This window comes from Halalkalibacter wakoensis JCM 9140 (assembly GCF_000513095.1).
Classification (GTDB): Bacteria; Bacillota; Bacilli; order Bacillales; family Bacillaceae_D; genus Halalkalibacter; species Halalkalibacter wakoensis.
On sequence record NZ_BAUT01000002.1, the window covers coordinates 121,375 to 147,139 of the forward strand.

Below are 25,765 nucleotides of genomic sequence, written 5' to 3' on the forward strand. Positions count from 1 at the left end.
ATGAAACATATTTACAAAGAAGGTTCAAATAAGAATTTACCAACGTTATTGTTGTTGCATGGAACGGGTGGAAATGAGCAAGATTTAATTCCTCTTGCTAATATGATTGCTCAAGATGCTAGCATCTTGAGTGTGAGAGGAAATATTTTAGAAAACGGGATGCCACGGTTTTTTCGTCGTTTAGCTGAAGGGGTTTTCGATGAAGAAGATTTGGTTTTTCGTACAAATGAATTAAATGAATTTGTTACGGAAAGTGCAGACACGTATGGTTTTGACAGAAGCAATGTTGTGGCGATTGGGTATTCAAATGGTGCTAATATTGCTGCTAGCATGATGTACCATCATCAAAGATCGTTAAAAGGTGGAATCTTATTTCATGCAATGGTACCTCGACGTGGTGTCGACCTTCCAAACTTATCAGACACATCTGTGTTTATTGGGGCAGGGAAACGTGATCCACTTATTCCTTTAGAAGAAACAAAAGAATTAGTCAAAGACCTAGAAAAAGCCAATGCGAAAGTGAGCGAATTTTGGGTTGATGGTGGGCATCAACTTGTTAGGGAAGAAGTTGAAAAAGCAAAAGAGTGGTTTGATCAAACGTACCGTGGATAATAAATTCGGGTTGTTCTTTAGTCTATTTGACAAAAGAACAACCGAATTAAGTCATTCGCTCAAATTCCTCTTATCATAATTTCACGTACCTCATTAAGTCTCTTCTGAGTGTCTTTTAATCGTTCATGATGACGACCTTCGTCAACAAGTTTGTCAACCTCATCTTGGATCTCTCCTAACTCTTTTTGAACGAACGCATACTCTGTAGGATCATTTTCTCGAATCATTTTTACTTCCATGAGTTCTGTTAAAGCTCGGTCAATCACATGTTGTGCACGATAAATACAATCCTCAATATACTCTTCTGACTCCATAATCTTCTCCTTTACTATCCGGATGACTAGTCATAATGTACGTCAAAAACAAGCTTTTCATACGAAGTGAAAAGAAGGATCTATGCATATCAATATGGAAATAGGTATATACCAGCTAATAGGCTTATTAAAGTGTGAGGAGTGAACCGATGTCTCGTAATTCAGAATGGCAAGAAGAGCAACAAAGAGTGAATTTTATAATAGAGGAAGTGAAAAAGAGAGAACTCACCTTACAGGAGAAATTAGGTACAACCAAGGAAGAGGTTGTAGATATACGGAAGAACTTTTGGGAGGATGTTACCGTTAATTTTGAAAATGCCGATGAAGCTGCCGAAACACATGCTAGTATTAAGCAGCAAGCTGAGCTTATGTCAGAACGGGAAAGAAGCCATCAACATGATCTTAAGCAACTGAAACATTTACATAAGCTAAAAGATTCTCCTTACTTTGGTCGAATTGATTTTTTAGAAAATGGGGAATCAGAAATAGAAAAGGTGTATATCGGAACATCATCATTTGTTGACAACGATGGTGTGGATTTTTACGTATACGATTGGCGAGCACCAATCTCAAATTTGTATTATGATTATGGACCGGGACCAGGAACGTATGAGACGCCGTCTGGAGCTATTTCAGGTGAAATAGAGGTTAAGAAACAGTACATTATTCGTCAAGGAACCATTGAGCATATGTTTAACACAGGGATCACAATTGGAGATGAAATGCTTCAAGAGGTGTTAGGCGGTCAATCGGATACTCAAATGAAAAACATTGTTGGGACGATTCAGAAAGAGCAGAATCAAATCATCCGAAACGATCGGGGGCGCTTGCTCATTGTCCAAGGTGTTGCCGGAAGTGGGAAAACGTCAGCAGCTTTGCAACGAGTTGCTTATTTGTTGTATCGATTCCGAAATACTTTGAGTGCCGATCAAATTGTATTGTTCTCACCAAACCCTTTATTTAATAGTTATGTCTCTACCGTTCTCCCGGAACTTGGTGAAGACAATATGCAGCAAACAACGTTTCAATCTTACTTAGAATACCGATTAGGTGATGAGTGGACGTTAGAAGATCCATTTCATCAAATGGAGTACATTTTATCCTCTTCAAATGACGAATTGTACGAACAGCAAGTAGAAACAATTAAGATGAAGTCGTCCTTATATTACATGGAACAAATGGATCATTATCTAAGCAAGCTAGAAAATGAGGGATTGGTGTTTCGAGATTTAATTTTTCAAGGGGAAACGTTCGTAGAGAAGGAAACCATTTACGAATATTTCTATGAAATTGATGATTCGATATCGATTCCAAATCGTTTGCAAATGGTCAGTGAGATGCTCCTAAAAAAAATAAGGAAGTTGGAAATCGAAGAGAGAGAAAAAGAATGGGTTGATAAGGAAGTAGAACTACTTGATAACGAAATCCTTTTAAAAGTTCATCAAAAAGTTCAAAATGAGATGAAGAAAGACTCAGACCATTTTTATGAATATGATCGAGAACAGCAATTATTGCGAGCTCTTGTTGTGAAAAGAAAATGTAAGAAAATAAAAAGTGCTGTTTCAAATCTTTATTTTTTAGATATGTTAACGGTCTATAAACAATTAATGCAAGAGATCTTGCCAGCTAACCTTTATGAACAATCCATAAAAAAAATAAATGAAGGTTTGTTTCCATATGAAGATGCAACTCCTTATTTGTATGTGAAAGGCAAACTCGAAGGATTTCAAGTGAATGCTAAGATACGGCATGTGTTCATAGACGAAGCTCAAGATTATTCCCCTTTTCAGTTTGCTTTTATTAAAAATATGTTTCCGAGAGCAAAAATGACGGTATTGGGCGATAAAAATCAGTCAATTTATGCACATTCGAAAGAAAGTAGTTTCTCAGCTCTTCAATCGTTGTATGATGATGGGGAGGTCGAAAAATATGAATTAACACAAAGCTACCGCTCAACGAGACAAATTATTAATTTTGCGAAAAAAATTATTCTAGCTGATATTGAGCCATTTAACCGAGAAGGAGAAAAGCCATTACTTTGGAAGGCACAAACAAAAAAGCAAATGAATGAAAACGTCATTGAGCGCGTTAAACATTTGAGAAGATCGTTTGGTACGGTTGCCATTATTTGCAAAACTGCAGCGGAAAGCAAATCATTGTATGAGGCGATTTATCATCATCTAGACGTTCGTCTTATGACGAAACATTCAACTGGATATGAATCATCCATTTTAATCATCCCGTCCTACTTAGCAAAAGGAGTCGAATTTGACGCTGTCGTAGTATATGATGCTTCACGATCAACCTATAATAAGGAAAGTGAACGAAAACTACTTTATACCATTTGTACACGAGCTATGCATTCATTGGATGTTTTCTATGTGGAGGAGAAAAGTCCTTTATTATCCAATGTATCTAAAGAAACGTTTCAAGAAAGAATGTAAAGCTTTTCACTTTCTTTTTTGAGCCGAATCATCAATAATGTTAATGATCACATATTAGGAGGTTTTTAGATGACTCTCAATTTACAATCAACGGTCACATTACATAACGGAGTGAAAATGCCATGGTTTGGTTTAGGGGTATATAAGGCAGAAAATGGACAAGAAGTTGTAAATGCGGTACGTGCAGCTATTAAAGCTGGCTACAAAAGTATTGATACAGCTGCCATTTACCAAAATGAAGAAGGCGTAGGGCAGGCTATTAAAGAATCTGGAGTTGACCGAGGTGAATTGTTCATTACGTCAAAGGTTTGGAATGCAGACCAAGGGTATGATACGACACTCCAAGCATTTGAAACAAGCCTCCAGAAGCTAGGACTTGATTATTTAGATTTGTATTTAATTCATTGGCCTACTGCCGGTAAATACAAAGATACGTGGAAAGCTCTTGAAACTCTATATAAAGCTGGTCGTATTAAAGCGATTGGGGTAAGCAATTTCCATATTCGTCATTTAGAGGATTTATTAAAAGATGCTGAGATTAAACCAATGGTCAATCAAGTAGAATATCATCCGCATTTAGCTCAAGTTGAACTAAAAGCTTTTTGCAGAGAGCAAGGAATTCAATTAGAAGCTTGGTCTCCACTTAAACAGGGAGAGCTATTGCAGGATGAAACGATAAAGGGTATTGCAGAGAAATATGGAAAATCACCTGCCAAGTTATTTTACGCTGGGATATACAAAATGAAGTGGTAACCATTCCGAAGTCAGTAAAAGAACAAAGAATTGTCGATAATGCGAATATCTATGATTTTGTCTTATCTGAGGAAGATATGCACGCAATCAATTCGTTAAATAAAAACGAACGAGTAGGACCAGATCCTGATAATTTTAATTTTTAATTACCATGTTAGATGAGTACCTGATTAAGATAATCAGGTACTCACCATTATTCATAAGGGAGAGATGTAAATGAATTATCGTCAATTAGGTGATACCGAGTTAAAAGTAAGTGAATTAAGCTTTGGAACGTGGGCAATTGGTGGATCATGGGGAACTTCAGACGATAAAGAGGCTATACTAGGATTGGAAAAAGCAATGGCAGCTGGAGTGAACTTTTTTGATACCGCTGATGTGTATGGGGACGGACATGCAGAGAAATTGCTTGGCGAAGCAACAAAAGGAAAAGAGGACGACATCCATATAGCAACAAAATTTTGCCGTGCAGGCGATATTCATGATTTAAAAACATATTCAGCAGAAAGTGTACGAGCTTATTGCGAAGCGAGTTTAAAGCGTTTGCAACGCGAACGAATTGATTTATTTCAAATTCATTGTCCTCCATTTGAAATTTTAAAGGACGGGGGAGTGTTTGAAGTCCTTGATCAACTTCAACAAGAAGGAAAGATTCGTTATTATGGAGTGAGTGTTGAGACGGTTGAAGAAGGTCTATATTGCTTAAATAACCCTAATGTGAAAGCGTTACAAGTTATCTTTAACATGTTAAGACAAAAACCGTTGGATGCATTATTTCCATTAGCACAAGAAAAAGGTGTTGGAATTTTAGCTCGTGTTCCATTAGCGAGTGGTTTGCTTACCGGTAAATTCACAAAAGAAGATTCATTTGCAAGTGATGATCATCGTAACTTTAATCGTAACGGCGATGCGTTTAACGTTGGAGAAACATTTGGAGGACTCGAGTTTCAAAAAGGAGTGGAACTGAGTCAAAAATTAAAATGGATTGAAGAAGGTCGAGGCAATATGACAAGGGCGGCTCTTCGCTACATCCTTGACCAAGAAGCGGTGACTTGTGCCATTCCTGGTTTTAAGACAGTGAAACAAGTAGAAGACAATTTGGGAGCTGTATCAGTCCCCTCTTTTAGCGAGCTGGAATTACAAAAGCTAAAAGATTTTTATGAAACAGAGGTCCATTCGCATATTCGTGGTGTGTATTAAATAAAAAATCTTCCCAAATCAGCCATTTCATGTATCGTTTTGATAAACCTAGAGAAAATAAAGTTGAAATAACATTTTCTTGGAGGTAAAAATGAAACGATTACATGTATTAATGGCCGTTGTAGTTCTAATGTCACTTTTCTATGTCCAACCATCTGCAAATGCAGAAATCAAGATGTTTAATGAGCCACCATTTTCCCACTATAAAGTTTCTCGTGGCGATTCTTTCTGGTTCATTGCAAAAAGGTATGGACTTGATTACCGTGAATTAATGAGGTTAAATCCGGATGTTGTTCCAACTAACATGCAGGTTGGAGAAGTTATCCGCCTAAAACCAGAAGCGTCTCACCATAGCGCATTTGAAGATCAGGTTGTCGCACTGGTGAATCAAGAAAGAAGACAACGTGGTTTAAATCCATTGCAGCATCGAGCAGATTTAAAAAATGTTGCTCATCGAAAAGCAGAAGATATGATCAATTCAAATTATTTCTCACATAATAGCCCGAACTATGGGTCGCCTTTTGATATGCTACGCACATTTGGCATTAGCTATCGAACGGCTGGTGAAAACATTGCCAAAGGGCAAACAACGCCTGAACAAGTAATGAGAGATTGGATGAATTCACCTGGACATAGAGAAAACATTCTAAAACCAGAATACAATTCAATTGGTGTTGGTTTTTATCATGGAGCTTGGGTTCAAATGTTTATTCAATCAAGGTAAGTAATCGGAAAACTGAGAAGAAGATGTCTCTAAAAAGAGGCATCTTCTTTTACGTATAGGCTTTTTTCGTTTGGTTGTGGGTTATTCATTGTTATAAAAATATATAATAACAAGTTTACGAAAAAAAGGAATAGAGGGATTATATTAATTTTTAGCGAAATAGTATTAAGAAAGGGCCGTAATGGAGGAATCACATGTATATAAGTTTAGAACCAAATAGCTTTTTGTTTAATTTAGCAATTGCTACAATCTTATGTACCGTTATCGGTATAGAAAGAGAATTAAAAAGAAAGCCTTTAGGGTTAAAGACGTGCCTGGTTATCGGAATTATGAGTTGTTTATTAACATTTGTTTCCGTTGCCGGTGCAGAGGCATATTCGGTAGCCCATAGCAAACCCATGGACCCATTGCGTCTAGCTGCACAAATTGTATCAGGTATTGGTTTCTTAGGGGCTGGTGTCATTTTAAGAAGAAATAACGATATGATTTCAGGTTTAACGACAGCTGCAATGATTTGGGGTGCTGGGGGAATTGGCATTGCTTGTGGGGCTGGGTTTTGGTTAGAGGCAGTAGTCGCGACTGCTCTGTTGTTAATAAGTGTTGAGTTTTTGCCATTTTTAATGAAATTTATTGGTCCAAAAGCGTTGAGACAAAAGGAAGTAAAAGTGAAGATTACAATGAATGAAGAAGAACACTTAACCATCCTTCTAAAAGAGATGAAAAAACAACAAATGAAAGCTAGAAAAGTACGAGTGAAAGATTTACGCGATACTAATCTTCAACAAATGGAGGTACTTTTACTTGTAGATGATCGCATTTATACGACTGATATTTATTATGCAATTAAGAAAATGGAACATGTAGTGGGAGTTGAGTTAGAATCAAGGTGAAATGAAGTGGGAAGGAATGAAAATAAACTTGGGGCATGGATTCAAATATGAGTGTAACCTTTCTTCGATGGTGAGCTAAGTTTTTGCCCCGCTATTGCTACATGAAAAAGATTCTAAAGATACTGATGACAACAACTATTACGCTTATTCCGGTACCAGCTGACCATTTAATTAGTTGGAGCTGTTGTTCATTCATTTTTTTCTCTATTTCTTGCTCTAATGCAAATTCTTTTTCAGACAGAATATTGTTGACAATATCCGGAACATCGTTTTGTTTAAGTTGTTGCTCATTTACGACTTGTAAGGCTTCTAATTTCCCTTCAACCTCTTTAATTTTTAAGTCAAGTTCTTTTATTTTTTGTTCTACGTCACTCATGATGCCCCTCCTCACACCAACACTCTTTTATCGTATTCATGTTCTTAGAATCTTGCGTGTGTCTACACCTATAAAAGAAATATTGTCAGAGTGGATATGCTTGCTGTGAGGATCTTTCGGGGAGTTTTTTATTATATTGTATATAGAAAAGGGGGGATGCCCCCTTTTCTAATATAGGCCTATCTTAGATCCACCAAAGAGCCGTACCTAATGCTAAACCACCGATAGCTCCAAGGGCGATTGGAAGCCCCCAGCCCCAGCCGGCGCCCCAGCCGTATCCAAATCCACCAAAGTGAGACCCGCTAGGCTGAAGGTATACATGTGTATCTGTTACATGTGTAATCGTTCCACAATATTTCTTCCCATCATGACAAGAGATTGTGACAACTTGCCCTTTGTATCGGCAGCACAAATCATAATAGTTCATGAAAATCTTCTCCTTTCTGTTAGTTACAAGGTGTTCACTTTTATACTATTGATTTCATCTCATTCTGATTGTGAATCGGCCTATGAAGAACGAAATTAAGCTCCTGTCTCGAGGAACGAGTAAAAAAAGTCATCATACAATACAAAAAAGACGACAAGAGTGGGGGAATTATGATGCCATATAGTTACGTAGATTTACTTGGTGAGTTCCAAATTGGCAGTGCTCATCCAGGGGGATTTGATAGAACGAAAGCTGTCCTGCAAAAAGAATCCTTCGAAAAAGAAATGAAAGTATTGGACGTCGGTTGCGGAACTGGCGACTCTGCATTCTATATTGCAAAAACATTTAATTGCCATGTAGTTGGATTGGAGCATCATCCAGTCATGATCAGAACATTAGAGCAACGAAAAAAAAAGGAACAGACATCTATACAAATCATCGAAGGAACTGTTGAGAACTTGCCATTTGATTCCAAAATGTTTGACTTTGTACTATGTGAGTCGTTGTTAGCTTTTGTTGACATAAATCAAGCATTAAATGAATGCTATCGTGTATTAAAAGACAATGGAACTTTAATCATAAATGAAATGATCGTAAAGGATATGACGATAGGTGATAGGGAGACGTTTAAAGAGTTTTATGGCGTTAAGGAACTACATGATGAAACTCAGTTAGTAAAAAAAATAGAAAGAGCAGGGTTTAAAACGATAAAGCCATTTCATAACTCATCGCCATTACCAGCTCAACCAATCGATATTCAACTTACTCCAAATATAGATCCTGAATTATTACATGTATTAGATACACATGTAAAAATCCAAAAAGAATTAGGAAAAAATATAGAGAGCATCGTTTTAAAGTGTAAAAAATAAAGAGAAAAGGTTCGATTATTCAAAATTTTTGTTTAATCTTTGTTTATAAAACGATATAATTGTAGAAATATGTAGTTGATCTGCATAAAAGGCTGGCATTATGCTACAATTCATTTTAGTGATATAGTTTTCGGGAGAAGGAACTTAAATGAGTAAGGGAAATTGGTGGCGAACTTGAATAATCATGTGACTGAAGATATCTTTGACTTCAAACAAATGGTGGAAAATTCCTTAGGGGCTATTATGATCGTAGATGACAAACAAAACCATTATGCCAACAAAGCTGCCTTGAGGATGTTGAAAGTTAATAAAGAGGATTTTCTGCAAGAAAGTTTTCATAAGTTTTTGCATGAAGATTACCATGCTATATGTAAAAATAGACTGTATCAGGTGATACATCATGGTAAGGTTGCTGAAATGATGGAGCAAAAGATGATTCGAGCAGATGGAGAGGTATTTGATGTTGAAATAATGGCTTCTCCGTACTTTTTAAACGACAACATTTATGCACTAATTCATATTCATGATATTAAAGAAAGAAAAGAAGCAGAGAAGCTATTAATTCAATCAGAGAAGCTCTCAATGCTTGGAGAAATCTCAGCAGGTATTGTTCATGAAATTCGCAATCCTCTCACATCATTGAAAGGTTTTATTCAGTTAATGAAACTTGATGACAATAGGAATCCAAAATATATAAAGATTATGGAAGATGAACTTGAACGAGTTCAGACTATTGCAAATGATCTATTAAAATATTCAAAACCTCAAGACGAGATCTATAGTGAAGTAAATCTAGTCTCCGTCATTGATGATGTTATTTTCTTATTGGAGACTGAGTTATTTAAAAAGCAAGTACAAGTTGAGTTTACTCATGAGCTTCCTTCTGTGTTTGTAAATGGAAGTGAATCACAATTAAAGCAAGTTTTACTTAACCTTTTAAAAAATGCTCTAGATGCTTCTCAAGAAAATAAGAAAATTTTTATTTCCGTGGACACTCATAATGGGAATGTACTTATTAAGATCAAAGATCAAGGATATGGTATTCAAAAAGAAGAAATAGAAAAAATGGGAACTTCTTTTTTTACGACGAAAGAAAAAGGAACTGGACTTGGATTGATGGTTTCGTATAATATTATTAAAAATCATAAAGGGATAGTAGAAGTGAAAAGTGAAGTTGGGATAGGGACTACATTTTTCATTACAATCCCTGCTTTTGTAAAATAAACATATGAATTCTTTTTCCCGAAAAGATTCGGTTATTTTATGGTATGAATGGCAAAAATGAAGATAGTTAGGCAGATATGTTGACTAAATAAGCAAGTTTGCGTTACTTTTTTAGTAGGAGAAGAGAGTAACTAACGTAAAGAGAGGCTGGAAGGAATGGAAAAAAGAGAGAAACCAAAAACAGCTTTTGTTATTTTTGGAGTAACAGGAGACTTAGCAAAAAGAAAATTATTTCCATCAATTTATAAACTTTATAAAGCGGAGAAATTATCTAAAAACTTCGCCGTTGTCGGGGTGGCAAGACGAGACTGGACAAACGAAACGTTACGGGAGAATATTACAAAGTCTTTGCCTGAAGGAGAAGACCCTAGTCTAGTAGAAGAGTTTTGTGAACATTTTTACTATCTACCTTTTGACGTAACGAACAAAGAATCCTATCGGGAATTGGATACGATGCTTGAAAACTTGGATGAAAAATATGAAATTCCAGGAAATCGAGTGTTTTACATGGCGATGTCACCAGAATACTTTGGAACGATTGCTTCCAATTTAAAATCTGAAAATGTAACAGAAACATCTGGATGGACAAGACTGATTATTGAGAAACCTTTCGGACGAGATCTTCCATCAGCAGAGAAGTTGAACAATGAAATTCGTCAAGCGTTCTCAGAGGAAGAAATCTATCGAATTGATCATTATCTAGGAAAAGATATGGTCCAAAATATTGAAGTCATTCGATTTGCAAATGCCATCTTTGAGCCACTTTGGAATAATCAGTACATATCTAACATTCAGATTACATCTAGCGAAACGTTAGGTGTAGAAGACCGAGGTGGATATTACGAGAAATCCGGAGCTCTTCGAGATATGGTCCAAAATCATATGTTGCAAATGGTGTCGCTCCTTGCCATGGACCCTCCAATCCGTTTAACGACAGATGAAATAAGAAGTGAAAAGATTAAGGTTCTACGTGCATTTAGAAATTTCACAGTAGAAGAAACACCGAACTATTTTGTTAGAGGTCAGTATGAAACGGGTATGATAGACGGGGAAGAAGTAAAGGGCTATCGCGAAGAAAAGAATGTTGACCCGGAATCCATTACGGAGACGTATGTGGCTGGTAAAATTCTAATCGATAACCATCGTTGGGCAGGTGTGCCGTTTTACATTCGTACAGGAAAACGTATGACACAAAAGTCTACAAAGATTGTCATTCAGTTTAAAGATCGTCCAATGAACTTGTATTACAGCGAAAACGCAAATATGTATTCTAATTTATTGGAAATCTCAATCCAACCGGATGAAGGGATTACTCTACACCTTAACGGTAAAAAAGTAGGGACGTCTGGAGAGACAACACCTGTAAAACTTGATTATTGCCACGATTGTGTTGATACAGCTAATACGCCAGAAGCTTATGAACGTCTTATTCATGATTGTATTTTGGGTGATGCGACGAACTTTGCCCATTGGGATGAGGTTGACTTATCATGGACCTTTATAGATACAATCTCGAAAGCTTGGGAGAGCAGGGAAGTAGAGGTTGCAACGTACGAAGCTGGTTCGATGGGACCAAAGCAAGCTGATAAATTACTTGCAGATGATGGATTTCATTGGTGGCCCATTACATCTAGAGGGTAAATTTAAATTCTAAGGGTTAAAAATGAAGCAAGGGCATTGCTTATGTTCTAATAAGGTACTATTTTCTGTGAAAAGTTGTAGCCTTGCTCATTGATTCGGGGGTGTCCCAAACTGGGATACCCTCTTTTATTTAATAGAAGAGGAGAAAAAGGATGAATAAGGAAAAAGTGTTATTAGTTGATGGAATGGCGTTATTGTTCCGTGCGTTTTACGCAACAGCTATGAGTGGGTATTTTATGGTGAATAGCAAAGGGATTCCAACTAATGCCATTCATGGATTTGTAAAACATTTATTTACAGCGGTTAATGAACATAAACCAACACACGTTATTTGCTGCTGGGATATGGGCAGTAAGACATATCGAACAGAACTATACCCTGCGTACAAAGCTAACCGAGGAGAACCACTAGTAGAATTAATTCCGCAATTTGACTTAGTGAAAGAAGTAGTGGAAGAACTAGATATTCCGAACATTGGGTTAGAAGGTTTTGAAGCCGATGATTGCATTGGAACACTAGCGAAACAGCTTAGTCAACAAATGGATGTTGCTATTTTAACCGGAGACCAGGATATTCTTCAATTATTAGATAGCAATATAACAGTCATTTTATTTAAAAAAGGGTATGGAAACTATGATGTTTTCACGAAAGAACGATTTCATGAGGAAAAAGGAATTCATGCAGCCCAAATGATTGATTTAAAAGCTTTGATGGGGGATAGCAGTGATAATTATCCAGGAGTAAAAGGATGGGAAAAGACTGCGCTAAAGTTGCTTCAATCACATGGCTCAATTGAAGGTATTTTAGAAAACATGGAATCTTTAACAAAAGGACAAAGAAAAAAGATTGAGGAGGAGCTTGAGATGCTTCACCTATGTAGAAAGCTAGCTACGATCCACTGCGAAATGGAGATTGAATGTTCATTAGATGAGGCTACATTCCATATTAATCAAGAAAAAATGAAAAAGAAATTTGCAGAGTTAGAGTTAAAAAACTTAGAGCAACTACTGAAACATTAGATTTGAAGCTTCTTCAAACATATGAAAAAAATTCCTCGTTTTATTTTACATATTTTCATGTAATTGATGCAATCTAACTAATGAAAATGAACAAAGCGAGGTGAGTAAGAATGGCAAACAGCAATAATCAACTTCTAGTACCAGGAGTAGAACAAGCATTGGATCAAATGAAGTACGAAATTGCACAAGAGTTTGGTGTTCAATTAGGTGCAGACGCAACTGCTCGTGCTAACGGTTCTGTTGGCGGAGAAATCACTAAGCGTTTAGTTCAACAAGCTGAACAACAATTCGGCGGACAATTTTAATAAGTAATGGATGTAAACAGCTTGAACCATCTTTGATGAGTTCAAGCTGTTATTTTTTTATGAGTTAATTAGTGACATCCACGATCAAAAGGCACAAAACAAAATAAGTATACTAAAAAGTGATAGTGTAACCGTAGTGCTCACACATTAAATCTTTTGTGTTTCCACATTAGATAACGATATCGAATGGTACAACCTATACAAAAGCCTAATAAAGCTATTCCTGCAGCAAGCAATACCATTATGCTAAACACATAACCTAAAACGACAGATTCTAGAAAGAAAAAAAGAAATGATAATCCTAAACAGATAGTAGCAATCCATTGATTGAACAATTGTTGTGCAGGATCTTCAAGAATATATTTCTTGCTTGGTTTTTTTAAGAATTTTTTTCCTATAAGCATAATTGGATTTTTTTTCGTTAAAAGAGTGATGACACCAATGAAAAATGGAATAAGCAAGATCCAAAATGATAAGAACATACTTAAAAGAACAGTCATTACGATAAATAGCTGATTTGTTTGTACAAGTGGTTTCGGAATTCCCACAATAAACCCTCCTTACTTCCTTACTTAATTTATATTATAACGTATTTCTTTTTTGACTGCAGAATTGCAAGACTCTAGGAATTGAATGATTTTTTTGAGAACGATGGAATGGTTTTACATTTGTTCGGTAATAATATATTTGCTAAGGAGGTGATAGAAATGGCTAAACGTAACAAAAACAACAACAATAATAACAACAACAATAACAATGCAGAAGTAGAAAACACTAATGTTGAGTTTGCAGAAGAGAATGATGCCCAAGATTTAAATAACCGCAATAACCGTAAGAATCGTAAAAACAACAAATAACATATCAAGAATGTTTTTACACATAGCTTTAGAAAGACCCTTTTAGGGTCTTTTTCTTCGTAATGAAATGATTACCAGTTCAAGTTGTACATAAGTTACATGTTATTACACACGATAGGTAGTAAGAAGAAAGCGAGGTGATAGAGATGGCAAACAACAGTAGCAGCAATAAGCTTTTAGTTCCAGGAGTAGAACAAGCTTTAGACCAAATGAAATACGAGATTGCACAAGAGTTTGGTGTGAAACTCGGTTCTGATGAAACGTCTCGTTCAAACGGGTCTGTTGGTGGCGAAATCACTAAGCGACTTGTACAACAAGCTGAACAACAGTTTGGTGGAATTCAAAAATAATAAAAAATGGCTTGCAGCTTAAACAAAATGTTTAAGCTGCTTTTTCGTGCAAAAAAAGGAGACCATCTAAAAATGGCCTCCTTGATCATTAGGTTAAGTCATGATGTTCCTCTGAAATTTCTGAAAGGGCTTCGCCAGCTTCATTTTCGTAAATGTTAACGGTTGCTAAGTCACCAATGGCAACCATACCTACAACTTTGCCATTTTCCACAACAGGTAAACGACGAATTTGATGCGCGGCCATCATGTTCGCTGCTTCATGAGGGTCTGTTGATGGAGAGGCTACCGTTAAGTTTGTTGACATACACTCCTCACAAGAAACATTCGTACCATCGCCACTTGCTGTAGCACGAATAGTAATATCACGATCTGTGATAATCCCCACTAATTCACCGTTTTTTGTAACCGGTATTGAACCAATATCATGAGATTTCATCATGGATGCTGCTTCTTGAATCGATTGATTAGCTTCAATCGTAATAACATCTTTAGACATAATTTCATTAATGTTTTGTGCCATATTGAACACTCCTTTCATGAAGAGTATCTCTTAAGAAAGAAGTTTTATACGTATAGAGTCAAATGGTATGATGAGCATATGAAAAACCAATTTAGGAGAGCATAAGATGACAAAAAAATTGTATTATACTGATTCCGAGCAAAAACAATTTAGCGCTAGAGTGTTGAAACAAGAACAAGGTGTTGAGGGAAATTGGTATGTTACTTTATCCGAAACGGCTTTTTATCCAACAGGTGGTGGACAACCATGTGACACAGGTCACATTCAAGGAATACCTGTTATTGGTGTCGAGGAAATAGATGGAGAAATTAGGCATAAATTAAAAAGTATTCTTCCTAATCATGACCATGTGCACGGAGTGATTGATTGGGAAAGAAGGTTTGATCATATGCAACAACATTGCGGTCAACATATGTTATCAGCAGCCTTTGCTAACGTATTCCAATTTGAAACCGTTAGCTTTCATTTAGGAAAAGAAGTTTGTACGATTGATCTTGCTACAGAAAAATTAGGTGAAGAAGAAGTGAAAGAGGCTGTTAAAATAGTCAATAAGCTAATTCTGGAAAATAGAGCCATTGAAACGAAATGGGTACGTGAAGAAGAGATAAGTCAATATCATCTGAGAAAAAAACCAAGTGTTAAGGGGAATATTCGTCTCGTTATCATTCCAGATTTCGATCAAAATGCTTGTGGAGGCACGCATCCGAAGTCAACTGGAGAAGTGGGAGCACTCAAAGTACTACAATGGGAACGCCATAAGAAACAGACGAGAGTCTCCTTTATTTGTGGAGAACGAGTACTTGAGCAGTTTGATCGCAAACACAATACGTTACTTAATTTAACAAAAGCGTTACATTCACCTGAACATGAACTTCTTCATGTTGTGGAAAAACGTTTATTGAAAGAAAAAGAAGCTCAAATCGAGATTACGCACTTGAAAGAGAAACTTCTTTATTTTGAAGCCAAAGAAATGATTGCTGATGGTGAACTCATCATTGAGCGTATGTTTGAGGAACGTTCCTTTAAAGAATTACAGCAGCTTGCTCAAATCATTGTTGAACAAAATCCAAATTGTACAGTCTTTTTTGTATCGAGAAACGAATCAAGACTTCAAGTGATAGGGGCAAAAGGTGAGAACTCAAGAACTCCTTGCAAAAAACCAATATTAAAAGCACTAACGTTTATGAACGGAAAAGGCGGAGGGACTGAAAGATTTGTCCAAGGTGGAGGAGATTCAAATGGTTCGTCAAGTGAGGTGCTACAATACATTCGAGCGTGTGTTCAAGAGGAAGAAGTCTAAATGAATAACTCTCCTCGGTAAATTAGCTGAAAGTGAGTCAGAAACGCGTAAGGTTGAATATCTTATCATGACAAGCCAAGATTCGTTATTTATGAAGGGGAGAAGTTATTTTCATTATAGTATGTGGCGGAAAGCAAGGGAGTGGGAAAATGGCGAGTAATAAAAAGCAGTTTGCTGTTATTGGATTAGGACGGTTTGGTGGAAGTATTTGTAAAGAACTTTATAAAATGGGTCATCAAGTATTAGCAATTGATAATCGTGACCACAAAGTAAATGAATTTGCTACATTCGCCACACATGCCGTTATTGCTAATTCAACAGATGAAAAGGCGTTAAAAGCATTAGGAATTAGAAACTTTGAATACGTGATCGTTGCTATTGGTGATAACATTCAAACAAGTATCCTAACGACTTTGTTGTTAAAGGAAATGGAAATTCCGAATGTATGGGTAAAAGCACAAAATGCTTATCACCACAAAGTTCTTGAGAAAATAGGTGCTGACCGAATCATACATCCAGAGCACGATATGGGCATCCGTATCGCTCAGCATTTACATTCAGAGAAGATTGTTGATTATATCGAATTATCAGATGAGTACAGTATAGTGGAATTGTTAGCCACAAAGAAAATTCATCATAAATCACTAGTTGAGATCAACATCCGAGCAAAATATGGTTGTACGGTGTTAGCGATTAAACGAGGAGAAGAGATTAATGTATCGCCTCTCCCGAATGAGGTCATTTATGAGAACGATATGTTAGTGGTAATAGGACATAAAAATGATTTGAAACGCTTTGAAGATGAAGGAATGTAAAACATAGATGAAAGAGAATGGGGGGTGCTGCCTAAGATTTTTTTGGCACCTCTCTTCATATTTTCAAAAAATATATGGAAGAATAAAGTCAGTTCCTCAAAAAAGGGAGATTGCTTTAGATGTTATTTATATTTGAAATTATGAAGATGACAGTACGGATAAAAAAGCTTACTTTGCTTTTATTTACAGTAGTGTTTTTAATTAGTAGTGCATTTTTTATTCATTGGTTGGAACCCGCTATGTTCCCTGATCCTTTTATCGGATTTTGGTATGTGATGACAACTGTAACCACAACGGGATATGGAGATTTTGTTCCAGAGACGACATTAGGTCGTGTTTTTGGTTTGTTTTTATATTTTGTTGGTATAGGTTTAATCGGGATTGTGATCGGAAAGATAGTTGAGGGATTTGGAGTATACCGAAAGTTTAAGGAGGAAGGGAGATTGCGTTATAAAGGGAAAGGCCATTATGTCATCGTTGGGTGGTCAGGTAAAGCCAAGCATACGATGAATGAAATACTCGAAATAGATGAACATGCAAGAATACTGGTCATAGACTCAAAGGAAAAAACCCCTTTTGAACATGAAAAATTATCTTATATTCAAGGAGACCCGACAGATAAGGAAACCCTAGAAAAAGCCAATATACTTCATGCAAAAGCAGTCTTGATTTTTACTCGAGACAATGAATTCAATCCAACAGCTGCAGATGGTCAGTCCTTATTAACCGTTTCTGCCATTGAGGGCTATGCAGTTGAAATGGAAAAAGATATTTATACGATTGTAGAGATTTTAAAAGAAAAGCATATTGCGAATTTCAAGCATGCTAATGTAGATGAATTTGTTATTGCAGATGAAGCTTTATCGGATTTAATGGCAAAGTCAGCTGTTGACAAAGGTTCAAGTAAGTTAATTATGAAGCTTCTTAGTCGGAAAAGTGGTGTTGATATTAGGAAAATCAAAAAACAACCTTTTTGGACAACGTATAATGACGCATTTGAGGACTTAAAGTCCATTGGAGCTACTTTAATTTCTGATCGAAATGATTTTACGTTGTTAAAGAAATTAGAAGCACCCATTCCAGTTGATGCAGAATTGTATGTCATTTGTAGCAAAGAAGCTTATGAAAAAATATCAACACCTTAAAGTTTCAAAAAGCGCTTGGGTCAGTAAAAGAATCCAAGCGCTTTCTCTTCTTAGAGTGTATTTCGCATATTTGAGTTAAAGCATATTTCAAAGTAGATCTGACTATAAATATCATCTTACAACAAAAGCAACCCAATGATTGTCGTAACGGTTAGCGCGATTATAACTGGAATAAAACTCTTTCGAACAAGGTCTAGTACGTTGATTTTCGCAAAGCCTGCAATTGCAATAATTGGAGACCATGCGACAAGTGTACCGCCACCTACCCAAATCGCACCCATCTGACCAATAGCGGCTAACGTTGCTGGGTCAATTCCAGCGGCAACTGCAAACGAGTCAGATAAAGATCCGATTAGTGGAAGGGCAGAGAAACCTGAGCCATCAAGACCAGAAATCATTCCTAGGAGAAGAATACCAAATCCAGTAATAAACACGTTATCCGGAATCGCATGTTGACTTGCCTCAACTAAGTCAAATAAAAAGGCAGGGGCTTTGTCTGGATCGTTTATCCCTAAAATGCTACCAGAGAAATCCCCACTACCCATAAAGAAGAACCCAGCAATCGGGATGACAAGACCCATCACTTTAAAGGCAAAGACGAATCCTTTGACGATATGATTACTAACCTCTTTTAACGTGTTCCGATAATCCCGGAATAATGAAATCGCAATGAGTAAAAGAACTGCAACACCACCGATTAAAGCGGCACCGGCTCCGTCTTCAATCGCAGGGAGAAGGTCCGAAAATGTTGCAAAGACAACACAGAAAACAATAACTAAAAAACTAGTTGGAACAAGAATGGCAAAGAGCTTGCTATGTTTTCCAGTAATGATCTTTGTATCATCTGTATTTAAGTTGATGTCATTGTCGCTTGTGTTTTCCCACTCAACGACATTTTGTTTAGAAGGACGTTTGATTGATTTACGGATCATGAAATAGGCGATCGATAAAGCAATCAAGCCAGAAATAAGCGATAAAATAAACGCTCGGTCAGCCACAGCAGCAGCCTCTATTCCAGAAGTGGAAGCCGTTAATGCTGGAGCAACTTGAAGAACAAAGTCTGATGATAAGGCCATTCCGTGTCCTGCTAATGAAATGGCAACAGCCGCGCCAATTGGTGGAAGTCCTGCTTTAATGGCAACAGGAATTAGCAAAGCACCAATAAGCGGCACAGCAGGTGCTGGCCAGAAAAAGAGTGAGAGTGAATACGTCACAATGACCAAAATCCAAAAGGAAAGGTGACCATTTTTCATCACTTTTTGAAACGGAATGACCATTTGTTCATCTGCACCAATCGATTTTAATGATTGAAGCAATGCGGTCATGATCGCAATAATTAAAAAGATATGAAACAACTCACCAGCAGCTGTTAAACTGGCATTAAAAATCGCTTGAAGCCCCATTAAGAAAGATCCATTATAGATCCAACCAATTAAGAAACTAAACAAGATAGCTGGCACGACAACATTTTGTCGAAACAGCATCGTTACGATAATCAAACATGTTCCTATTAAATATAACCAATGTGCAATTGTAAGTTCCATAGCTCTAATCTCCTTTTTTCGGATGTTAGAAGAAACGATGCCATCTTATGCAGGAGCCCAATAATATGTGAAAAAGGTTACACAAAAATAGAACAAAGATACAAAATGGAAAAACAATGATATAATACGAACGTCAATTTGGAAATGGAATTAGAGAACAAGGGTGGTTACATGGATTTTACGATTACTTATTTATCCTTTTTTGTTGTCCAAGTGGAGGGACAAGGAGAACAAGCAGACAAACGCTATAAACATTATCAAACATTAAATGAATCGATGTATGGAGAAAGTGCTTTAAAAGAGTTTCTTGATGGGGAATTAATGAAGGTCGCAAAGAGAAAAGTAGAGAGAAATCCTAAGTCTGATTCAGTTCCAACAAAGATTGGGCGTTTTATAGTTGAACCAGGCTATGATTTAGATTCAAATCCGAATTATAATTTATTTCAGCGAATTCGAACAGCTCAAGCAACTGAAGATTTCAAAGATAGCGCTGAAGAGTTGGTGCAAATGTACATGGATACTAGCGCGATAAGAGGAGGGGCTTTGCTTGTCCTTCGTGCGAAACTAACGAAATATTTTGATGCCCCTTTTGTATTTGTTTTAAAATGTGATTTTGAACAAAAGGTGGCAACGATAACAGACGAAAAAACGATGATCCAACAAGTAGAACGAGCGATTACAACGAAAAATATGAAGTCCATTCAATATCCTTTTATGCCTGAAGAGGGAATGGTAGAAGAGTGGGAGTTGAAAATTCACCAATCTTCACATGCTCGCTATTTTGAAGACTTCTTAAAATTTGTTGAGTATCACCAATCGATGCCAGAAATCGTCAAAACACAAGTGATGCAAATTGCTCACCAGCATATTGCTGAAACGTATCAAGAAGAAAGTCCAGAACGGATACAAGAAGAAGAATATATGGAAGCATGGTCGAATACTCCGGTAAGGGAAATACAGGAGAAGTGGACACCAGAACAAGTGGTAGAAGCTTCTGCACCCATTATTGAACATCAACCAGAAATTCCACTAAAGCTTAAGCTTGATCATATCGATGTGAAGGCGATGTTATCTGACTTTGGTGAATCCCTTCATATTGCGAAAGTAAACGGGAAATATGTGATTGTCATTGAAGGGGATGCATTTACGTTTGAGAAGGGGGTTTCGCCAGTAGAATTTTTAAAGCCGGAGCCACTTGATGAGGTGTTAAAGAGGATTGGACGTTAACTTATTAAAATTAAGTTAATTGTATAAAAGTGAACTCCTGTATTTCTGGGGGGTTTACTTTAGAGGTGCAAACAAGCCATTCACAGAAAACACATGCGATTTCACAAGAAATCACATGTGTTTTTTTGTTGTTATATCAATGTTTATTACTGTATAGATGTAAAACCACACAGAAGTTCGCACACCTATTCACTTAGGTGGAAAGAAATATTTCCTTCTTATGAATTTGATGTGATTTGCTATGTGAATTCTAATGTAAAAGAGGAGAATTGTAAAAATTGATTTTGTAGTATACGAAGTTTTCTCCAAAGATAGTCAAAATAAGGGGAAGTCTTCCCTTTAAACTGCAAAATATAGCTTGATTAGGGATAAATAAGGGGAAGTTTTCCCTTTAAGCATACACAGAAATCAAATTATCATGTTTATAAAGGAATTAGCGGGAATTATTCCGTCTAATTCCACTATTTTCGGTGCCATTTCTTAATTAAGGGAAGTTTCTCCCCTTATTATATCAACCCATGTTGCAGATTCTCACATTGGTCCACTCTTATATGGAGGGATGGGGTCTTATACATGAATAAGGAGTGGTTCATTGAACAAACGCATGCGTTCGATAAGATAATATGAAAACAAAGGCACGAAGAATCAGTCTTCGTGCCTTTTTAATAGGCAAATTATATTGTGAATTAGGTTGTGAAAATTCGTGTGATTTAACGTGTGAATTTGTCTGTGTTTTGCCGTTTTGCACTTCACAAGTAAACCCTTTACTGTATTTCTGGGGGTTCTTATTTGTATATTACCTATTCTTAATTCGCGCTAACGATGTTGAATATTTAGCTCATTGATCGAAATGCTAATAACAAAAGGAAACGTGAGGTTAAACAGAAATAATTAGAAATTGCTAGAAGCCATATGATTTGACATTTGAAATGGGAATGACATAAAGTTGAAAGGGATAATTATTTTGGGTAGAAGAGCATGAAAAAAGAGGAGTGTCATACAATGTCTAAAATCGTTATTATCTCAGGTGGTCCTTCGAAAACGACAAGATTAAAAGGAATTGTTGATTATGCAAGCAACTATTTAAGCGCAAAAGGAATAGATGTTGAAGAGTTGCATGTCATTGATATTCCAGCTGAAGATTTAATTTTAGCGAAATTTAACAGTGATGCGGTAGTTGCTGCGAATAAAAAAGTAGAAGAAGCAGACGCTGTAATTGTCGCAAGTCAGGTATATAAGGCATCTTTTACAGGGATCTTAAAAACGTATTTGGATCTTCTTCCGCAAAAAGGCTTAGAAAACAAAATTGTTCTTCCCTTAATGCTAGGCGGAACAATTGCTCATTTATTGGCAATTGACTACAGTTTAAAACCAGTTCTTGCCTCATTAGGAGCGCAAAATATGATTAAAGGTGTATACACCCTCGATACATGTGTCGTGCGTAATGATGATGGGAGTACAACGATTGAACAAGAAGCTAAAGAGCGATTAGAACGTTCATTTGCTGATTTAGTCGTTGAACTTAAAAAGCAATAATCTGGTTCAATAAGAAAGAACGACATGAGTTTGATGTTCGTTCTTTTTTGTGCTTCTAAAACGTAAAAGGTTCATGGTTGGTTTTACAATACATACAACTCACCCTATGTGGAAACATAGTAGTAAAGGGGTGAAGAGTATGTTTATAAATTCAGCCAATACGGGCGGTAGTTCAGGCGCTCAACAGTTTCCTTTATTAGGCTTTTTTGATACTAATGATGACACAACAAACATTAAAGAAGCACATGATTCTTATGATATTTACGTTAATGAAGAATTTATAGGGAAAAAAGTTTTGTTGACGCAAAACGAACATGTTGACGATGTTGTTGATTTTCTTAAAAAGCAAGGAGTACAAAATATATCAGGCAAATTAAGCGGTGATCATTATAGTATCAGTTCTGAAGAGTCTGAACATGTGAAACAAATTCTTGAAACGTATTTAAATAATAGGTAAGAACAACGGTTTGTCTTGAAATTACATCTTTTAAGACAAACCGTTATTTTGTCTCTATACTTTTAGTTTCCGAATATTTCAGGGTTGATTATAGAAGGAGGCTTTTCCCCCTTTAATCCACTTTTAAGATTATCGGCAGCGAGTTTTGACATGTTATACTCACATTCGGTCGTTGATGAACCGATATGTGGTAATGTAACTATATTTTTTAGTGAAAGTAATGGGTTCTTAGGGTTTGTTGGTTCCTCAGTGAAAACATCGATGCCTGCAGCTAAAATGTCCTTATTTTGTAATGCATCATAAAGAGCATCCTCATCTACATTTTTTCCTCGTGAACCATTAATAAAAATAGCTGTATTTTTCATTTTTTTAAATTGACGTTCTCCCATCAACTTCTCTGTTTCTTTTGTTGCAGGTACCATTAAACAAACGAAATCTGACTGTTCAAGAAGTTCATCTAGGTCACAATAAATAGCTTGGTATGCCTCTTCAGCCTGTTTGTTCCTTGAACGATTATGATAGAGAATGTTCATTCCAAAGCCAAGGTTAGCTCTTTTAGCAATCGCACTGCCAATATTCCCCATGCCAATGATACCAAGTGTCTTGTGATGAACGTCTACCCCGTATTGATCGGGTTGGAGGGAAATATTCCATTTTCCGTCTTTCACAAATTGGTTTAATTCGGGAATTCTTCTTGCTGTTGATAACATTAACCCAAAAATGGCATCAGCCGTTGTATCATCTAGGATTCCAGGTGTATTTGTCGCCATAATGTTTCGTTTTGTTAATTCGGCAACATCCAAATTATCATAGCCAACCGAAACGTTTGAAACTATTTTAAGGTTAGGGGATCGGTCTATCAACTCTTTTGAAACGTTTAATGCTAATCCGATAATGCCATCTGCGTCTTCTAGTGCCCGGTCAAATGCTGGATCACCTATGTATTCATGGTTTTGAAAGCTTGTTACATGATAATCCTTTTTTATAGTTCTTCAATGATTCGATGATCGACTCTCATGTAAACGATAATGTTCTTCTTCATACAATCTCCTCTCTACCGCATAGTTAAAAAAACTTTACCACAAAAATGACCAAGATTAAATGGGAGAAAGTTTAAAGGAGGAGGGTTGACTAATTATCTAATTGCTATATAATGGCAATGTAAGCAAATTTAATAGATTAACTAGGGGAGTCCAATGAGTTGGGCTGAGAAACAAGAACTTAGAAGATTGTTGACCCTTTGGACCTGATCTGGCTCATACCAGCGTGGGGAAGTTTAAGAGTGAGTTATGTTTATTTACTTCTATCAATTAGCCGGGTCCAAACCATTTGTTTGGTTCCGGCTTATTTTGTTTTTCTTCCCTTCCCTAGCTCTGTAAGATCTTGTCCTTTTCTATTTCAAAAAAAGGAGAGATTCAAATGTCCACAACACCCTCTTTAAACGACAAGAACATTTCAATTATGTCTAGTTTTTCAGGGAGCAAAAAAGTATATGTTCAAGGTTCAAGAGCTGACATCCAGGTACCGATGAGAGAAATTGAATTAAGTCCGACTACAGGAACGGTTGGAGAAGAAGAAAACCCACCAGTCCGTGTATATGACACAAGTGGTCCTTACACTGACCAACACTACGAGATCGACATTACAAAAGGCTTGCCCGCTTTACGAAGTCAGTGGATTTTTGAACGAAACGATGTGGAAGAGTATGCAGGGCGACAAGTGAAACCAGAAGATAACGGCTATATAAAAGCGGATGATCCACGTGCAAATGCACATATTTTTCCTGGGCTCGAACGGAAGCCATTACGAGCGAAACAAGGAAAGAATGTGACTCAACTCCATTACGCCAAAAAAGGAATCATTACGCCTGAAATGGAGTTTATTGCAATAAGAGAGAATCTTGATCCTGAGTTTGTTAGAGAGGAAGTGGCAAAAGGTAGAGCCATTATCCCTGCAAATATAAACCATCCAGAAACAGAGCCTATGATTATCGGAAGGAATTTTCATGTCAAAATTAATGCGAATATTGGGAATTCCGCGGTAACTTCTTCGATTGAAGAAGAGGTTGAGAAAATGACATGGGCAACGCGCTGGGGTGCGGATACGATGATGGATTTATCAACGGGAAAGAATATTCATACGACACGTGAATGGATTATCCGTAATTCGGCTGTTCCTGTAGGTACCGTTCCTTTATATCAAGCGCTCGAAAAAGTAAATGGAATTGCTGAGAATTTAACATGGGACGTGTATCGAGATACGCTTATCGAGCAAGCTGAACAAGGAGTTGACTATTTCACTATTCATGCCGGTGTTTTGCTTCGGTATGTCCCGTTAACGGCAAAACGTTTGACAGGGATTGTTTCTCGCGGAGGATCCATTATGGCACAGTGGTGTTTGTATCACCATCAAGAAAATTTCCTTTATACACATTTTGAAGAAATCTGTGAAATTATGAAAACATATGACATTGCCTTTTCGTTAGGAGATGGCTTACGTCCAGGATCCATTGCCGATGCGAATGATGAAGCACAGTTCGCTGAATTAGAAACGTTAGGAGAATTAACGAAATTAGCATGGGAGCATGATGTTCAAGTCATGGTCGAAGGACCGGGGCATGTTCCGATGCACTTAATTAAAGAAAATATGGATAAGCAGCTTGAAATGTGTCATGAAGCTCCATTTTATACGTTAGGCCCTTTAACGACGGACATTGCACCTGGTTATGACCATATTACATCAGCAATTGGAGCAGCTATGATTGGGTGGTTTGGTACAGCAATGTTGTGCTATGTGACTCCGAAAGAGCATCTAGGCCTTCCTAATCGTGACGATGTTCGAGAAGGAGTTATTACGTACAAAATAGCTGCTCATGCAGCTGATTTAGCAAAAGGTCATCCTGGAGCAAGAGTTCGAGATGATGCATTGTCTAAGGCTCGTTTTGAATTTCGTTGGAGAGATCAGTTTCATTTGGCACTCGATCCAGAACGAGCGATTGAATACCATGATGAAACGCTGCCAGCCGAAGGGGCGAAAACCGCTCATTTTTGCTCAATGTGTGGACCAAAGTTTTGTAGCATGAGAATTTCTCATGATATCAGACAATATGCAAAGGAACATAAATTAGAAACGACAGAAGCAATTGAAAAAGGGTTACAAGAAAAAGCTGAACAATTCAAACAATCTGGTGGGAAGCTTTATCAGTAAAAACCT

26 protein-coding genes, 1 pseudogene and 1 riboswitch are annotated in these 25,765 nt (G+C 36.9%); of the genes and pseudogenes, 20 read left to right on the forward strand and 7 right to left on the reverse strand.

Annotated features, from left to right (window positions below; genetic code table 11):
- Entirely contained in the window at positions 1-612 is a 612-nt protein-coding gene (locus JCM9140_RS02030) for an alpha/beta hydrolase (RefSeq protein ID WP_034741618.1), read from the forward strand.
- A 59-nt stretch (positions 613-671) separates the two neighbouring features.
- On the opposite strand, the gene JCM9140_RS02035 is transcribed toward JCM9140_RS02030, so the two are convergent.
- Complete coding sequence (locus tag JCM9140_RS02035) at positions 672-926, reverse strand: hypothetical protein (protein ID WP_034741621.1); 255 nt, start codon at positions 924-926, stop codon at positions 672-674.
- A gap of 149 nt (positions 927-1,075) precedes the next feature.
- Here JCM9140_RS02035 and helD point away from each other — a divergent pair, with 149 nt between their 5' ends.
- The 5 genes and pseudogenes from helD (at position 1,076) to JCM9140_RS02060 (ending at position 6,937) form a co-directional block, all read left to right on the forward strand.
- Positions 1,076-3,370: an RNA polymerase recycling motor HelD gene (gene helD, locus JCM9140_RS02040; protein WP_034741624.1), complete on the forward strand. Its 2,295-nt coding sequence runs from the start codon at positions 1,076-1,078 to the stop codon at positions 3,368-3,370.
- Between the two features lie 69 nt (positions 3,371-3,439).
- Positions 3,440-4,269 (forward strand): annotated as a pseudogene (locus tag JCM9140_RS02045) (aldo/keto reductase).
- Positions 4,270-4,339: 70 nt separating this feature from the next.
- Positions 4,340-5,323: an aldo/keto reductase gene (locus tag JCM9140_RS02050; RefSeq protein ID WP_034741627.1), complete on the forward strand. Its 984-nt coding sequence runs from the start codon at positions 4,340-4,342 to the stop codon at positions 5,321-5,323.
- 91 nt (positions 5,324-5,414) lie between these two features.
- On the forward strand, positions 5,415-6,047 hold the full coding sequence (locus JCM9140_RS02055; RefSeq protein WP_034741630.1) for a CAP domain-containing protein: 633 nt from the start codon (positions 5,415-5,417) through the stop codon (positions 6,045-6,047).
- Positions 6,048-6,241: 194 nt separating this feature from the next.
- Positions 6,242-6,937: an MgtC/SapB family protein gene (locus JCM9140_RS02060; protein WP_034741632.1), complete on the forward strand. Its 696-nt coding sequence runs from the start codon at positions 6,242-6,244 to the stop codon at positions 6,935-6,937.
- Positions 6,938-7,034: 97 nt separating this feature from the next.
- Here the strand turns inward: JCM9140_RS02060 and JCM9140_RS02065 are convergent, their stop codons facing one another.
- Positions 7,035-7,313 carry a hypothetical protein gene (locus JCM9140_RS02065; protein WP_034741634.1) on the reverse strand — a complete coding sequence of 93 codons (279 nt, stop codon included), beginning with the start codon at positions 7,311-7,313 and terminating at the stop codon, positions 7,035-7,037.
- A 184-nt stretch (positions 7,314-7,497) separates the two neighbouring features.
- Entirely contained in the window at positions 7,498-7,740 is a 243-nt protein-coding gene (locus tag JCM9140_RS02070; RefSeq protein ID WP_052002003.1) for a hypothetical protein, read from the reverse strand.
- Between the two features lie 173 nt (positions 7,741-7,913).
- On the opposite strand from JCM9140_RS02070, the gene JCM9140_RS02075 reads away from it, so the two are divergent.
- From JCM9140_RS02075 to JCM9140_RS02095, 5 genes are all read left to right on the forward strand, one after another.
- Complete coding sequence (locus JCM9140_RS02075) at positions 7,914-8,612, forward strand: class I SAM-dependent methyltransferase (RefSeq protein ID WP_052002004.1); 699 nt, start codon at positions 7,914-7,916, stop codon at positions 8,610-8,612.
- Positions 8,613-8,786: 174 nt separating this feature from the next.
- Positions 8,787-9,836, forward strand: a complete 1,050-nt coding sequence (locus tag JCM9140_RS02080) for a two-component system sensor histidine kinase NtrB (protein ID WP_034741768.1) — start codon at positions 8,787-8,789, stop codon at positions 9,834-9,836.
- A 156-nt stretch (positions 9,837-9,992) separates the two neighbouring features.
- Positions 9,993-11,477, forward strand: coding sequence for a glucose-6-phosphate dehydrogenase (gene zwf / locus JCM9140_RS02085; RefSeq protein ID WP_034741640.1), 1,485 nt, complete (start codon positions 9,993-9,995; stop codon positions 11,475-11,477).
- Between the two features lie 152 nt (positions 11,478-11,629).
- Entirely contained in the window at positions 11,630-12,496 is an 867-nt protein-coding gene (locus tag JCM9140_RS02090; protein ID WP_034741643.1) for a 5'-3' exonuclease, read from the forward strand.
- Positions 12,497-12,606: 110 nt separating this feature from the next.
- Positions 12,607-12,801 (forward strand): alpha/beta-type small acid-soluble spore protein, encoded by a 195-nt coding sequence (locus tag JCM9140_RS02095; protein ID WP_034741646.1) that lies wholly within the window; start codon positions 12,607-12,609, stop codon positions 12,799-12,801.
- A gap of 140 nt (positions 12,802-12,941) precedes the next feature.
- On the opposite strand, the gene JCM9140_RS02100 is transcribed toward JCM9140_RS02095, so the two are convergent.
- A complete protein-coding gene (locus JCM9140_RS02100) occupies positions 12,942-13,349 on the reverse strand; it encodes a DUF4395 family protein (RefSeq protein WP_034741649.1) in 408 nt (135 codons plus the stop codon).
- A 159-nt stretch (positions 13,350-13,508) separates the two neighbouring features.
- Here JCM9140_RS02100 and JCM9140_RS23490 point away from each other — a divergent pair, with 159 nt between their 5' ends.
- Positions 13,509-13,658 carry a hypothetical protein gene (locus JCM9140_RS23490; RefSeq protein ID WP_166485444.1) on the forward strand — a complete coding sequence of 50 codons (150 nt, stop codon included), beginning with the start codon at positions 13,509-13,511 and terminating at the stop codon, positions 13,656-13,658.
- Positions 13,659-13,804: 146 nt separating this feature from the next.
- Positions 13,805-14,008, forward strand: a complete 204-nt coding sequence (locus JCM9140_RS02105; protein ID WP_034741651.1) for an alpha/beta-type small acid-soluble spore protein — start codon at positions 13,805-13,807, stop codon at positions 14,006-14,008.
- An 88-nt stretch (positions 14,009-14,096) separates the two neighbouring features.
- Here the strand turns inward: JCM9140_RS02105 and JCM9140_RS02110 are convergent, their stop codons facing one another.
- Positions 14,097-14,528 carry a CBS domain-containing protein gene (locus tag JCM9140_RS02110; protein ID WP_034741653.1) on the reverse strand — a complete coding sequence of 144 codons (432 nt, stop codon included), beginning with the start codon at positions 14,526-14,528 and terminating at the stop codon, positions 14,097-14,099.
- Between the two features lie 106 nt (positions 14,529-14,634).
- On the opposite strand from JCM9140_RS02110, the gene JCM9140_RS02115 reads away from it, so the two are divergent.
- The 3 genes from JCM9140_RS02115 (at position 14,635) to JCM9140_RS02125 (ending at position 17,788) form a co-directional block, all read left to right on the forward strand.
- Positions 14,635-15,828, forward strand: coding sequence for an alanyl-tRNA editing protein (locus tag JCM9140_RS02115; RefSeq protein ID WP_034741656.1), 1,194 nt, complete (start codon positions 14,635-14,637; stop codon positions 15,826-15,828).
- Positions 15,829-15,977: 149 nt separating this feature from the next.
- Positions 15,978-16,643 (forward strand): potassium channel family protein, encoded by a 666-nt coding sequence (locus tag JCM9140_RS02120; protein ID WP_034741659.1) that lies wholly within the window; start codon positions 15,978-15,980, stop codon positions 16,641-16,643.
- Positions 16,644-16,762: 119 nt separating this feature from the next.
- Positions 16,763-17,788 (forward strand): ion channel, encoded by a 1,026-nt coding sequence (locus JCM9140_RS02125; protein WP_034741662.1) that lies wholly within the window; start codon positions 16,763-16,765, stop codon positions 17,786-17,788.
- A gap of 116 nt (positions 17,789-17,904) precedes the next feature.
- Here JCM9140_RS02125 and JCM9140_RS02130 read toward each other — a convergent pair whose 3' ends face one another.
- On the reverse strand, positions 17,905-19,332 hold the full coding sequence (locus tag JCM9140_RS02130; protein WP_034741665.1) for a hypothetical protein: 1,428 nt from the start codon (positions 19,330-19,332) through the stop codon (positions 17,905-17,907).
- 171 nt (positions 19,333-19,503) lie between these two features.
- On the opposite strand from JCM9140_RS02130, the gene JCM9140_RS02135 reads away from it, so the two are divergent.
- From JCM9140_RS02135 to JCM9140_RS02145, 3 genes are all read left to right on the forward strand, one after another.
- Positions 19,504-20,559, forward strand: coding sequence for a DUF3900 domain-containing protein (locus tag JCM9140_RS02135; RefSeq protein ID WP_034741668.1), 1,056 nt, complete (start codon positions 19,504-19,506; stop codon positions 20,557-20,559).
- A 1,002-nt stretch (positions 20,560-21,561) separates the two neighbouring features.
- A complete protein-coding gene (gene ssuE / locus JCM9140_RS02140) occupies positions 21,562-22,095 on the forward strand; it encodes an NADPH-dependent FMN reductase (protein WP_034741671.1) in 534 nt (177 codons plus the stop codon).
- Between the two features lie 139 nt (positions 22,096-22,234).
- Positions 22,235-22,552: a hypothetical protein gene (locus JCM9140_RS02145; protein WP_052002006.1), complete on the forward strand. Its 318-nt coding sequence runs from the start codon at positions 22,235-22,237 to the stop codon at positions 22,550-22,552.
- Between the two features lie 62 nt (positions 22,553-22,614).
- Here JCM9140_RS02145 and JCM9140_RS02150 read toward each other — a convergent pair whose 3' ends face one another.
- Entirely contained in the window at positions 22,615-23,415 is an 801-nt protein-coding gene (locus JCM9140_RS02150) for a 2-hydroxyacid dehydrogenase (protein WP_439644256.1), read from the reverse strand.
- A gap of 312 nt (positions 23,416-23,727) precedes the next feature.
- Positions 23,728-23,842, forward strand: a riboswitch (TPP riboswitch).
- Positions 23,843-23,971: 129 nt separating this feature from the next.
- On the opposite strand from JCM9140_RS02150, the gene thiC reads away from it, so the two are divergent.
- Positions 23,972-25,759, forward strand: a complete 1,788-nt coding sequence (gene thiC, locus JCM9140_RS02155; RefSeq protein WP_034741674.1) for a phosphomethylpyrimidine synthase ThiC — start codon at positions 23,972-23,974, stop codon at positions 25,757-25,759.
- Positions 25,760-25,765 lie beyond the last annotated feature (6 nt).